Origin of the sequence: Desulfosarcina widdelii, assembly GCF_009688965.1 — a bacterium.
Taxonomy (GTDB): Bacteria; Desulfobacterota; Desulfobacteria; order Desulfobacterales; family Desulfosarcinaceae; genus Desulfosarcina; species Desulfosarcina widdelii.
Genome location: NZ_AP021875.1, coordinates 1,160,212 through 1,172,140, shown reverse-complemented (window position 1 = coordinate 1,172,140; position 11,929 = coordinate 1,160,212). Strand labels below are relative to the sequence as shown.

13 protein-coding genes are annotated in these 11,929 nt (G+C 54.5%); 9 read left to right on the top strand and 4 right to left on the bottom strand.

What is annotated here, in order from left to right:
• Nucleotides 1-10: 10 nt before the first annotated feature.
• The 7 genes from GN111_RS05450 (at nucleotide 11) to flgL (ending at nucleotide 5,654) form a co-directional block, all read left to right on the top strand.
• Complete coding sequence (locus GN111_RS05450; RefSeq protein WP_155302780.1) at nucleotides 11-772, top strand: flagellar basal body L-ring protein FlgH; 762 nt, start codon at nucleotides 11-13, stop codon at nucleotides 770-772.
• Between the two features lie 78 nt (nucleotides 773-850).
• Complete coding sequence (locus GN111_RS05445; protein ID WP_155302779.1) at nucleotides 851-1,957, top strand: flagellar basal body P-ring protein FlgI; 1,107 nt, start codon at nucleotides 851-853, stop codon at nucleotides 1,955-1,957.
• Complete coding sequence (locus GN111_RS05440; RefSeq protein WP_155302778.1) at nucleotides 1,957-2,295, top strand: rod-binding protein; 339 nt, start codon at nucleotides 1,957-1,959, stop codon at nucleotides 2,293-2,295. Before GN111_RS05445 ends, GN111_RS05440 begins: the two co-directional genes overlap by 1 nt.
• Nucleotides 2,296-2,431: 136 nt before the next feature.
• Nucleotides 2,432-2,767 (top strand): flagellar biosynthesis anti-sigma factor FlgM, encoded by a 336-nt coding sequence (locus GN111_RS05435; protein ID WP_155302777.1) that lies wholly within the window; start codon nucleotides 2,432-2,434, stop codon nucleotides 2,765-2,767.
• A 19-nt stretch (nucleotides 2,768-2,786) separates the two neighbouring features.
• Nucleotides 2,787-3,299, top strand: a complete 513-nt coding sequence (locus tag GN111_RS05430) for a flagellar protein FlgN (RefSeq protein ID WP_155302776.1) — start codon at nucleotides 2,787-2,789, stop codon at nucleotides 3,297-3,299.
• A 52-nt stretch (nucleotides 3,300-3,351) separates the two neighbouring features.
• A complete protein-coding gene (gene flgK, locus GN111_RS05425) occupies nucleotides 3,352-4,758 on the top strand; it encodes a flagellar hook-associated protein FlgK (protein WP_155302775.1) in 1,407 nt (468 codons plus the stop codon).
• 23 nt (nucleotides 4,759-4,781) lie between these two features.
• Nucleotides 4,782-5,654: a flagellar hook-associated protein FlgL gene (gene flgL, locus GN111_RS05420; RefSeq protein ID WP_155302774.1), complete on the top strand. Its 873-nt coding sequence runs from the start codon at nucleotides 4,782-4,784 to the stop codon at nucleotides 5,652-5,654.
• Between the two features lie 21 nt (nucleotides 5,655-5,675).
• Here flgL and GN111_RS05415 read toward each other — a convergent pair whose 3' ends face one another.
• The 4 genes from GN111_RS05415 to GN111_RS05400 form a co-directional block, all read right to left on the bottom strand.
• Nucleotides 5,676-7,424, bottom strand: coding sequence for a transposase (locus tag GN111_RS05415; RefSeq protein WP_155302773.1), 1,749 nt, complete (start codon nucleotides 7,422-7,424; stop codon nucleotides 5,676-5,678).
• 310 nt (nucleotides 7,425-7,734) lie between these two features.
• Entirely contained in the window at nucleotides 7,735-8,505 is a 771-nt protein-coding gene (locus tag GN111_RS05410) for an OmpA family protein (RefSeq protein WP_155302772.1), read from the bottom strand.
• 13 nt (nucleotides 8,506-8,518) lie between these two features.
• Nucleotides 8,519-9,316 (bottom strand): motility protein A, encoded by a 798-nt coding sequence (locus tag GN111_RS05405; RefSeq protein ID WP_155302771.1) that lies wholly within the window; start codon nucleotides 9,314-9,316, stop codon nucleotides 8,519-8,521.
• Nucleotides 9,317-9,323: 7 nt separating this feature from the next.
• The gene (locus tag GN111_RS05400; protein WP_155302770.1) at nucleotides 9,324-10,490 is read right to left on the bottom strand and encodes a response regulator; all 1,167 of its coding nucleotides are present in this window, start codon (nucleotides 10,488-10,490) and stop codon (nucleotides 9,324-9,326) included.
• Between the two features lie 337 nt (nucleotides 10,491-10,827).
• On the opposite strand from GN111_RS05400, the gene GN111_RS05395 reads away from it, so the two are divergent.
• Nucleotides 10,828-11,157, top strand: a complete 330-nt coding sequence (locus GN111_RS05395; RefSeq protein ID WP_155302769.1) for a histidine triad nucleotide-binding protein — start codon at nucleotides 10,828-10,830, stop codon at nucleotides 11,155-11,157.
• Nucleotides 11,154-11,900 carry a 3-deoxy-manno-octulosonate cytidylyltransferase gene (gene kdsB / locus GN111_RS05390; RefSeq protein ID WP_155302768.1) on the top strand — a complete coding sequence of 249 codons (747 nt, stop codon included), beginning with the start codon at nucleotides 11,154-11,156 and terminating at the stop codon, nucleotides 11,898-11,900. The genes GN111_RS05395 and kdsB overlap by 4 nt, the downstream gene beginning before the upstream one ends.
• Nucleotides 11,901-11,929 lie beyond the last annotated feature (29 nt).

Sequence of the window (11,929 nt, the reverse complement as noted above, 5' to 3'; positions counted from 1 at the left end):
GAGGTGCAAGATGATTCATCCATTGATGAGCCGGGATTCGAAAAAATTTTTGGCCATGGCGGCCGGTTTTCTTTTGGGATGCGGTTTGATTGGGTGCGCTAACGGTTTTCCGGGCGCAAACGGTCCCGTGCAATCTCCTCCAATCGCCTACACGCCGGTCCAATCGGCACCGATACCGGTTGTGCCGGCGGTGGCACAGAAAGCCGACACCGGGGGGTCGCTCTGGCGCGAGGACGCTCCCCTGACCGCCATGTTCAGCGACCAGAAGGCGCGAACCGTCGGCGATATCATTACTATCCGGATCAGCGAATCCTCCGATGCCACCAATGAGGCCAGCACGGAGACCGACCGCTCCTCCTCATTGGGCGCTGGTATTGACTCCTTTTTGGGGGCTGAAAATCGCTACACCAGTACCGACCCCTTTTTTAATCCCTTTTCCAAGGTAGCCGGTGGCGTGGAGAGCGAATTCGAAGGTACCGGCAAGACAAAACGAAGCGGCGACCTGAATGCGACCATCACCGCATTGGTGACCCAGGTGCTGCCCAATGGCAACCTGGTGATCAGCGGGTCTCGTGAAGTACTGATCAACAACGAAAACCAGGTGATCCAGCTCACCGGTGTAGTGCGCCCCAGGGACATCGATGCCGACAACCAGGTGCTTTCGACCTATGTGGCCGATGCCAGGATTTCTTACAGCGGCAGCGGCGTCGTCAATGACAGGCAAAAACCGGGCTGGCTGACCAATATTGTAATGGCGGTGTGGCCGTTTTAACGATGGCTTCCCCAAAAAGGCGATATCTGCGAACCGCTTCATCCCTCATAGCATTACAAGGATAGGACGGACGATTTCATGAAGCCAAACCGAATATGGACCATCGCATGGATGCTCATTTTTTGTCTAGGCTGGCAGTTCGAAGCACAGGCCGTAAGGCTTAAAGATATCGCCGAGATCGGCGGCGTCCGCAAAAACCAGCTGGTGGGGTACGGGCTGGTGGTCGGCCTGGATGGGACCGGTGACGGTAAAAAGTCCGTCTTTACTTTGCAGTCCATGGCCTCCATGCTGGAAAAAATGGGAGTCACCGTTGATCGAGGGGATATCCAGGTGAAGAACGTGGCCGCCGTGATGGTTACGGCCGACCTGCCCCCTTTTGCGAAAAGAGGCAACCGCCTTGACGTTCTGGTCAGTTCCATCGGCGACGCCAAGAATCTTCAAGGCGGCACGCTGATGTTGACGCCGCTTAAAGGGGTTGACGGAAGGATCTACGCGGTAGCCCAGGGACCGGTGAACACCGGCGGATTCGGGGCCGGCGGTACAGCCTCTTCGGTGACCAAGAATTTTCCTACCGTGGGCCGGGTGCTGTCCGGAGCCGTCGTCGAACGGGAAGTGCCCAATCATTTCAGCTCCCGGGACAGCCTGCTGTTCAGCCTGCACAATCCGGATTTCAATACGGCTGCTCGTGTTGTCAAAGTCATTAACGCGCAATTTCCCGAACCGCTGGCCCGCGCTGAGGATGCCGGAACCATCGAGGTCCGTATTCCCCAACAATATATGGGCAACACGGTTCCGCTATTGGCGTCATTGATTACCTTGGAGGTCGATCCGGATAATGACGCCAAGGTGGTGATTAACGAACGGACCGGCACCGTGGTCATGGGCGCATCGGTGCGTATTTCCACCATCGCCATCGCACACGGAAATTTGAGCATCATCGTCAAAGAGGAGGCTAACGTTTCGCAGCCGCTGCCTTTTTCCGAAGGGCAGACAGCCGTTACGCCAAGCACCCAGGTCGATGTTCGCGAAGAGTCCAGTCAACTCATGGTGGTTCCCCAAGGGGTGAGTATCGGTGATGTCGTCAACGCACTCAACGCTTTGGGCGTCACCCCCAGGGATCTGATCGCCATTTTCCAGGCCATTAAGGCGGCCGGCGCCCTGCAGGCAGATCTGGAGGTGATCTGATGGCGGATTTAAATGGCTTTGATCCGGGCATATCGATTGCTCAAGCAAGGGCTTCATCGGCCGACCGGAGCCTTGCCGCTTTAGCCTCGAAAGAGCGAAAAGAGACATGCACGGACGCCGAACTGCAAGAGGCCAGCGAGCAGTTTGAATCGCTGCTGCTCAACTTCATGATTCGCGAAATGCGGGCGACGGTCCCGGAGAGCAGCTTGCTGCCCCGATCCATGGCCGAAGAGATTTTTACCGGTATGATGGACGAAAAAATTGCCGGCGATATGGCCGAAAGCGGGGGAATCGGACTTTCGCGACTGATTTTCGACCAGTTGAAACCGTCGGAATAAGCGACTCTTGATCTGCGGTTTGCTTGTGATCCCCGGCTTTGATTAAAGCCAGGGAAAAAAAGCGCCGATAAGAGGGAAAACGGACCATGGACTTCGATCATGGCCGTCGCAACCCGAAATGATCAGGAGATCATGAATGGAAATACCGGAAAATGGCGCTTTTCATCCCAATCCCGCTGAAAAGATCTCCGCCGATGAGCAACACCAACCGTCGCAGACGGAAGCGAGCGAACCGGATGGCAACGATAGCAGGACGGATGCGGTTCGTCTGACGGAAGAAGGACTTGATTTCATCAATGCCGTCAACAATGCACGAACGATGGCAGATACCCGCGTGGATCGAGTAATGGAACTGAAACGTCAACTGGCACAAGGAACCTACCGTGTAATGGGTGACCGGATCGCAGTCAATATGATCGACGAGAGCCTTGAAAACGATAATGTGCTGAACCACATCGATACCAACGTTTGACGGCCTAAAGGATGCGCATATGAATGCAACGATTGACGAACTGATCTTGATCCTCAACGAAGAAACCGAGTGCTATCGCGAGATGAAAGCCGTTTTGCAGGACGAAGCCCAGGCGATTCCTCTTTCCAACAGGCAAGGGATAGACCGGGCCAGGTTGCAAAAAGAGAAGGTGGTGGCCAGGATTCAGAACCTCGAGCGGAAAAGAGAATCATCGGTTCGACAACTGGCGATAACCTTAGGAATCGACGCATCGATGGTGAAAGTGAGCGACCTTGCCGCGTATTTCCCGGCCCCTTACGATCGAAAACTGCGAATTTGCGCCGATGGTCTTCGCTCGCTCATCGAAGAAGTGCGTTTGAAAAACGGCGCCAACCGGAAACTGCTGCAATATTATATGAAATGGGTCAACAATGCCCTGAATCTGTTGACCGATATTTTCGACGAACAACCGGTTTATCGAAAACCGGGAATCCGGTTGGAGAACAACGGTTATCGCAGCAACAGTGGAAGAATCATTCGCGGCAGCATATGATCTGGAGCAGGTATCGGCCTTTTTAAGAAGCCGTAAAAGAAAGGAACCCGACGTGGCAAACATCATCTATGGCATGTTCAACGTTGCCAGAACCGCTTTGATCACCCAGCAAAAAGCGATTGACGTAACGGCCAACAACATTGCCAACGTCAATACGGAAGGGTATTCCCGCCAGCGGGTCACGTTGGAACAAAACGAACCGGTCTATTACGAGGGAGGCACGCTGGGCACCGGCGTGCAGGCCAACCGGGTGATTCAGAGAATTTACGACCGCTTTGTCAATCAGCAACTGGCCGAATCCGAATCGGACCTGGGTCGCTGGGATGCGCAGCTCGAAACTTTGGAAAAAGCGGAGTTGATGTTCGATGAGACGTCCGGGTACGGGCTCAACGATGCTCTATCTGAATTCTGGAATTCATGGCAGGAGCTTTCCAACAATCCCGACGGATATACGGAACGGGCCACCTTGATTGCCGATACCCAGAATTTGACCGATGTATTCAACCATCTGTCCGCGGACCTGACCCAGGTCCAATCCGACAGCGATGCCAGCATCGCAGAGGCGGTCGAAGAGATCAACACGTTAGCCAGCGAAATTGCGGACCTGAATTTGAAAATTGCGGAGGTAGAAGCCGGCGGGCTGCACAGTGCCAACGATTTCAGGGACCAACGAGAGTTAAAACTTCAGGAACTGTCTGCGCTGATCGATGTGGACAGCTTCGAGGACGCCGACGGATATCTGACGATCACCACAGCCAACGGCAATACTTTGGTGGATCGAACCAATTCGTGGGAACTGACCACCCATACGGTCGACGGTTTCGAGGATGTCTACTGGGTCAGCGGGACGGGCACGGAGGAAAATATTACCGAAGCGATTGACAATGGTAAGTTGAAAGGATGGATCGAAGCTCGCGATACGATCATACCCGGTTATCTGGAAGATTTGGACGATCTGGCCGCGGGCATTATCAGTGCCGTCAACGGATTGCACGCGGCAGGGACAGACCTTACCGGTACGACCGGAACCGCCTCGGGATTGAACTTTTTCACCGGCGCCGATGCCTCCGACATCGAAATCAACACCAACATTGCCGACGATCCAAATCTCATTGCTGCAGCGTCAACTTCCGAAGCGATTCCCGGAGGCAGCGAAAATGCTGTTGCCATTGCCGAGCTGCAAAACGATATGCTCATGGGCGGAGGAACGGCTACATTTGACGATTTCTACAACTCCCTTGCCAGCAATGTGGGCAACGATGTCTACCAGGCCGAGGTCAACAGCGATCACCAGACAACGGTCAATCAGCAGTTGGCCACCTACCAGCAGGAGGTATCAGGCGTATCGCTGGATGAGGAGATGGTCGATCTGATTCAATTTCAAAGCGCCTACGAGGCCGCAGCAAAGCTGGTGACCACGGTGGACGAGATGCTCGAAAAGCTTATCAACATGGTATAACCCAGCGTGTTCAGGAGATCATCATGCGAGTCAGTTCCAGAATCATGGCAGCGCACATCAAATCCTATCTGGCCAAGCAGAGCACCGCACTGATTGAAACCCAGACCCAAATTTCCACCGGAAAAAAAATCAACAGCCTTTCCGACGCGCCAGGCGATATCGGAAAGGTGCTCGACTACCGAACAACCCTGTCGAAAATCGAGCAATACCAGGAAAACATCACCGACGCCAAGACCCGGGTCGAGTACACCGAAACGGTTCTCGGGCAAATCAACGACCTGGTGAACGACGCCCAGACCATCGCTTCCAATCCGGATACGGAGAACCGGGAGGCTCTTGCCCTGCAGGTCGCCAATATTCGGGATCAGATCGCAGGAATGGTCAATACCAAATACGCGGGCAGTTATCTTTTCCATGGGGACCTTACAGACACTGCGCCTTTCGACGTAGCCACCGGCGCCTATGACGCCAGTCCCGGCAGCGACGGATCCAACAGTGTGATGGTTGGCGAAGATATCCAGATAACTCTTAAGGCCGACGGCAGTGACATGTTCATCGAGAGCGGAGACAACCTGATCGAGGTGCTCGACGATCTGGAAGCGGCCCTGCTTGCCGATGACGACGTGGCCATCGCCGCGACCGTGGATCCCTTGTATCGGATTGACGACCAACTGGAACTGGTGCGGTCGGAGTTCTCTGCGGCCTACAACCGCCTGGAGGCCACGGACGAACGTTGGACCAGCTTCAGCAATGCGGTGGAAACCATGCGATCTGAGATTGAAGATACCGATATCACGGCTGCCGCCGTCGATCTGCAACTGCAGCAGACCCACTACGAAGTGCTTCTCAATGTGGCCGCACAGGTCATCCAACCGACATTGATGGATTTTCTCTAATTATGATGGTCCTGTAAAAACTCACGCAGCCAAATTGTGATATCTATCGGCAGTCTGAGATAGATTGAAAAAAATCGGTTCAAAATCGGCAATCAATCGTAACATTCGCTCTTTGACAGCATGGAAGAAGAGATCGGCAAGGCCAATAGAGACACCATCGGCCTCCCGGGTTTTTCTTCTGGCCTTGCGGACAGCTCCCGCGCGAAGAATATTCAATCCGGTGGCCTTCATTCGGGCATAAAACCGTACAGCCGGCATGCCCCGAACCCTAAGTTTTTTCACTCCGGTTCGTCGATCAAACTCGCTCATGGCTGCCTCTACACCGGCCCGCCAGCGATAGTCGTCGATGAATGCCTCGCTTGCTTCCAAAGCCCGCCGTTTTGCCAATCGGTAGCGCTTTTCACTGTAACGCAGATATGCCTTTTTCTTGCCGGGCCTCACCGGGCATTGGGATAGCAGGGGGCAGGCCAGGCAGCGCTGAAGGTCAAAACCGGCACTGTAGTTGGATCGTTTCGTTCTCGGTGATGTTTGATCCGGACTACGGCCGGCTGGGCACCGCGTGACCAGACCGTTCTCATCGAAGCTGAACTGGCTCATGAAATCTTGTTTGGAGCGACCCTTTTGCGTCGGTGCAACCAGTTCAATGTTCGCTACCTGGGCGATCCGGTCGTTAGCATCGCTACCGTAGAGCGTGTCAGCCAACAATTTGTCGGGAGCAATACCCCGAACCTTGGTGTCGGCGATGGCCGGGGCCAGTGCATGAGAATCGTGCTCGCAGGCCGTTTGCACATCGACGTGGGTAATCAGGTTCAGCTGCTGTTGTTTCTCCTTTTCATCTTCACAGCGGCTGAAGGTCTCCATCACCTGAACCTGGTAGCCCTGGCCTTTATGGCCACTGTAAGTTGCATCCGGGTCCGAGGGATTTTGCAGCGAATCAGATGGAATCTCGGCAGGCTTTTTGACCGTTACCTGCCTATCGCCGGTATCGCTGCTCAGATTGCACTGCTCGGCCAGCACCCGTTGCATCAGCTTGTAACTGTGCATGGAGCAAACCCTGGGCCGATCCTTGAACTGCTCAATGAGATCGAACAGGTCGGCGCTGACGGTTTTCAGGGTTTTCTCGGATTGTGACGGTTTTACCATGGCAAAGGCGGCCAGGGCTCTCTTGCCCCAATAACACGACACGATTTTCTCGTCGATGGTATCAAAAAGCTTCCGATGCTGGCGTTTGAGGTTGACCAGAAACTTGAAGATGGTCCGGCTGAAAATACCGATGCGCCCGAGTTTGCGCATGTTGGATTGGATATGGACCGAGTCGATACGCTGGTCCTTGATATCGACCCCGAATACCACGGCCAATTTATCGGCGACGGCATCGAACATGATTTCGTCAAGCTGATTGTCGATCATCACCTGGCGCATGGTGTACAGGGTCTTCTCACTGATATATTTGGCATCGTCGCTCTCTTCCGGGATGTTGAGGGCATAATGCCACTGGATGTTGAAGGCCAACTGTTCGATGGCGGCCCTGTCGGTCAGATCCATGGTTTGCTGGAGCAGCAGCAGCCCCAGCACCGTATGAATTTCCTTGCTGGGCCTCCCGACTCCATCGGTAAAATGTGGCAGCATCCGATCGACGGGAAGTACTTCCAGCAGGTGTTCCCGGAAAAGCCCCGGCCAGTCTTCGTCGAGCATTCTTCGCCTTTTGGGGCTTAAATGGCTCCACGGATCGAACAGTTGTTGCTGTTTGTGGTTTTTGATGCGGATCATGCCTTCTCCCGGTTAACGTGCTGTAAATATATGTTATTCATACCATGCAGGATCGGAGAAGACAACGCCTAATTTTCTATTTTAACAATATTTTCAAACGGATAGACCTGTGTGAGTTTTTACGCGTTCATCAATTATAGAGACAGGTTAAAAATGTCCCATTTCGGCCAATGTCCGTGTTGGGCTCCCATTTCAATCCTCGGAATACTACAGGCATGCACCCCAAGGGCACTTCCTTCGGGGCGCCTGCGGTTGAAATGGTCGCTCTGCCTTGACCTTAGCCGAGCTGAAACATTTTGAAACCGCCTCCCTAAGGATTGACGGGGGGGACGCCGTATTTTTCGTTTTGGCGGGCATGGGGTATGGTGCCGACGATAATCTCCACCCGACGATTCTTGCGGCGGCCTTCAGCGGTTGCATTGTCGGCAATGGGCCGGTATTCGCCGAATCCCATGGTAGAGACACGCTTAGGATCGATCGTTTTCTGATCCAGCAGAAACTGGGCCACCGTGGCGGCGCGGGCAATGGAGAGCTTGAGGTTGGTTTGATAAGGGCCTCCGTGAATCGGTACGTTGTCAGTATGGCCGGCAATCACGATGTCGCCATTGGCCTCGGTGGCCAGGATCTTTCCGATCCGCAAAATTAGAGGTTTGAGTTCCGGTTTGATTTCGGCCTTTCCCGAGTCGAAGGTGCTTTCTCCCATCAGTCGGATAACGACTTCGTTCTCACCGGCTTCGATCTCGAAGTCGTCGGCAATCTTACTGTAGAGTTCATCAAAATTTTCTTCGATTTCCTTCCCGACAAACTCCTTTACCCGCGTGGCGATGGACTGCTGGTCGAAATCCTTGGCGATCATTTGGAGTCCATGGCGGGGCGATTCGGAGACATTTTTTTTACGCTGCATGCCAAAGGCCCGCTCCATGGATCCGGCGACCACTTTGTACTTCTGCCGATCCATTTCGGAAAAGGAGAGCAGCAAAACGAAAAAACAGAGCAGCAGGCTCATCAGATCGCCGAAGGTGGTCATCCATCGAGGGGCGCCAGCTTCGCACGGAGGGCATTCCTGGATATCGTCGGACATCGGTTACCTTGTGTTATTCGGCTTTGGCCTCGCCGGCTTCGGCATTGGCTTCACCAGCTTGGGCCTTGTCTCGCTCCTTGGGAGAGAGAAAGATTTTAAGCGATTCTTCCAGCACCATGGGAGACACGCCCCGGTTGATGGCGATGGCGGCCTCCATGACGATGCTTTTGTTCAGACTTTCCTGCTCGCTCCTCAAAGACAGCTTGTCAGCCAGGGGCAGGGCCACGAGGTTGGCCAGAACGGCCCCGTACAGGGTCGTCAGCAAAGCCACGGCCATGGAGGGGCCGATACTGGCCGGATCCGACATGGATGCCAGCATCTGAACCAGGCCGATGAGGGTGCCGACCATGCCGAAGGCCGGTGCGGAATCACCCATGCCCTTAAATACGTTCTGCCCGGTGGTGTGCCGCTGCCGCATCAGGCGGATGTCCTTGTTGAGCATGTCGGCAATCAACCCTTCGTCGTAGCCGTCGGAAAGGTATCGCAGGGCTTTTCCGGAAAAGGGGTCGGACGGATTTTCCTTTTCCAGGGCGATCAACCCTTCCTTTTTGGCGATGCGCGTGAATTCCACCATCTCGCTGATGATGTTTTCAGGCGCTTCCATTTTGACGGTGAACGCTTTCATGGCCACGTTGATGGATCCGATGACATCGGCCATGGTGAACTTGATGAATGTGGTGGCCAGCGTTCCCCCCACAACGATCAGCAGCCCGGGGATATTGATGAAGATCAGGGCACTGCCGCCGATGACGATGGAAGCCAGAATCAATACGGATCCACTGGCCAGGCCGATGATGGTTGCTAAGTCCATTCGCTCCTCACGGATCTTTGCGAATCAGCACCTTGTTGGAAATGGTGCCAACGGTGTGGTAGTGTTTCAGCTTGTCGATCAGGTACGCGTTCAATTGGGTGTCGGCGGCCATGACGAAAGCGCCGGTTTTCATGTGAACGTTGGCCGCCAGCGTCATGCCCGGTGTCAACGAATCCAGGTCGCGTTTTTCCTCGGTTCTGCCGGCCCGTTCGTGCCGGCGGACCACATTGATCTCCATCAGCATTTCTACGATTTCCGGTGACAACTGATAGCCGCGGATGCGATTCAGGTGCTCCGGGATTTCGTCGAGATCGATGTCGCCCTTATGAACCATATTGTCGTAAATGGATGCCGCCGATATCAACTGGGCGCCGATGGGGATTTCATCGCCGGCCAATCGATCCGGGAACCCCATGCCGTTGTATTGTTCGTGGTGCAGGCCCACCAGCAGGGCCGCCGGTTTCATGATTTCGATTTCACCGATGATGCGGGCTCCCATGGATGCATGGGACTGGTACAACTGCCTTTCGTCGTCGATCATCTCCGTGCGGCGTTTGTTCAAGATGGCCTTGGGAATGCCAACCATGCCGATATCGTGCAGCAGGGCGGCCGTTTCGATGACCGGGATCTGTGCATCCCCGACATCGGGATGTTTGGTCGCCAATTCCACGGCCAGTTTTGCGGTTCTTCGGCAATGTCCACCCAGATCGTTGTCGAAAGCCTCCACCAGTTGGGAGAACACACGGATCGTCTGGTAGTGGTTGGCCGTGATGATCTCGATTTTTGCATTGAGCGAGCGCTCCAGTTCGACGATGCGGACTCCGATGGCAATGCGCGCCCGCAGGGCCTCCATGTCGATGGGCTTGGTGATGTAGTCGTCAACGCCGCTTTCGAGGCCATGGACGATGTCGCTTTTTGAATTCTGAGCACTGATCAGGATTACATAGACGTACTTGGCTGCCGTCCGTTCCCGGATCTGCCGGCAGAGCGACAATCCGTCCAATCCGGGCATCAGCCAGTCGCTGATCACGATGTCGATGGGCCTGTCCCGGACGATCTGCCAGGCCTTCTCGCCGTCATCGGCCGCAACCACCGTATGACCGCCCCAGGCTTCAATGCGGGAAACCAGCAGTTTCAGGGTGACGGGGTCATCGTCTGCAATCAGGATGTTCATAATAACGGTTGCTCGTTTGCCGGTTCGGGGTCTACCTGCAGCGAGAACAGTCTGACGGAAGGCTGATACCACGGTACACAACGCCGTCGATCTCGCTTGTTCATCGATAATATCGGCCGGCCATATTAAAACTTAAATAATGAATTTCAGGTATTTTTGCCGTTTTCGGAGAACAGCTAAAGCCGTTTGGCAATCCGCAGCTTGAGAAAATTGTGTGCTTGACAAGGCAGCGGCGCTACCGGTAGGAACAGAAACCTTTCAACCCTCTTTTTTACCCCGGTACCCATTCATCGACTGGCGTGAACGATGATGAAAAAGCGGACTGGAGACGCCTGATATGGAAAAAGATTGTCTTTTTTGCAAGATCGCCAATGGTCGGATGGACACTGAATTTCTTTATGAAAATGAAAGGCTGGTGGTTTTCAGGGATATCCATCCCCATGCGCCGGTGCACCTTTTGATCGTTCCCAAACGACATATTCGCAGCATCAACGACCTTGTCCCGGGAGACAGCGACATCCTGGCAGAGATGATCCTGACGGCCAAAGATATGGCCAAAAAAGAGAACGTTAACGAATCAGGTTACAAGCTGCTGTTCAATGTGGAAAAAGGCGGCGGCCAGGTGATTTTTCATTTGCACCTGCATCTGATAGGGGGATGGAATTGAAGGTCGCGGTAATCATTCCGTCCCGCTACGGGTCGTCCCGCTTCGAAGGCAAACCGCTGGCGGATCTGTGCGGAAAGCCGATGATCCAATGGGTGGTCCGGCGCGCCAGCCAGGCGGACTGCGTGGATTCAGTGCACGTGGCCACCGATGACACGCGGATTCGGGATGCCGTGGAAGGATTTGGCGGCAGCGTTCTGATGACCTCCTCGAAATGCCGTTCGGGAACCGACCGTGTGGCCGAGGCAGCCGAGCAGTTGAAATTAGCCATGTCCGACGTAGTCGTCAATATTCAGGGCGACCAGCCGATGGTGGACCCACGTTGCCTGGACGCCCTGGTGCGTCCTTTTCACGAGGAGCCTGAGGTGAAAATGAGCACCCTGGCCTTTGCCATCGTCGACCCAAGAGAAATATCCGACCCCAAGGATGTCAAGGTCGTCTTCGACAACCACGGCGACGCCCTGTATTTTTCCAGGGCCGCCATTCCCCGTGGACGGGACACATCTCAAGGGTACGACACTTACAAACATCTGGGCGTCTATGCCTACACGCGGGAATTTCTGGAGTGCTTTCGCTCCCTGGCACCCGGACGGCTGGAAGAGATCGAAAAGCTGGAGCAATTGCGGGCCATGGAACACGGTCACCGGATACGGGTGGTCGTCACCCCTTACGATTCGCCGGAGGTGGATCTGCCGTTGGACATCCAACGCATCCGGGAAAAAATGCTGGCTATGGGGTTGTGCTGAACCGCTCCAACGGACTGTAAGCAAATGCG

Bases quoted from the DNA above. Each gene is read 5' to 3' on its own strand.
- GN111_RS05450 (WP_155302780.1), top strand. From the start codon at position 11: ATGATTCATCCATTGATGAGCCGGGATTCGAAAAAATTTTTGGCCATG.
- GN111_RS05445 (WP_155302779.1), top strand. From the start codon at position 851: ATGAAGCCAAACCGAATATGGACCATCGCATGGATGCTCATTTTTTGT.
- GN111_RS05440 (WP_155302778.1), top strand. From the start codon at position 1,957: ATGGCGGATTTAAATGGCTTTGATCCGGGCATATCGATTGCTCAAGCA.
- GN111_RS05435 (WP_155302777.1), top strand. From the start codon at position 2,432: ATGGAAATACCGGAAAATGGCGCTTTTCATCCCAATCCCGCTGAAAAG.
- GN111_RS05430 (WP_155302776.1), top strand. From the start codon at position 2,787: ATGAATGCAACGATTGACGAACTGATCTTGATCCTCAACGAAGAAACC.
- flgL (WP_155302774.1), top strand. From the start codon at position 4,782: ATGCGAGTCAGTTCCAGAATCATGGCAGCGCACATCAAATCCTATCTG.
- GN111_RS05415 (WP_155302773.1), bottom strand. From the start codon at position 7,424: ATGATCCGCATCAAAAACCACAAACAGCAACAACTGTTCGATCCGTGG.
- GN111_RS05410 (WP_155302772.1), bottom strand. From the start codon at position 8,505: ATGTCCGACGATATCCAGGAATGCCCTCCGTGCGAAGCTGGCGCCCCT.
- GN111_RS05405 (WP_155302771.1), bottom strand. From the start codon at position 9,316: ATGGACTTAGCAACCATCATCGGCCTGGCCAGTGGATCCGTATTGATT.
- GN111_RS05400 (WP_155302770.1), bottom strand. From the start codon at position 10,490: ATGAACATCCTGATTGCAGACGATGACCCCGTCACCCTGAAACTGCTG.
- GN111_RS05395 (WP_155302769.1), top strand. From the start codon at position 10,828: ATGGAAAAAGATTGTCTTTTTTGCAAGATCGCCAATGGTCGGATGGAC.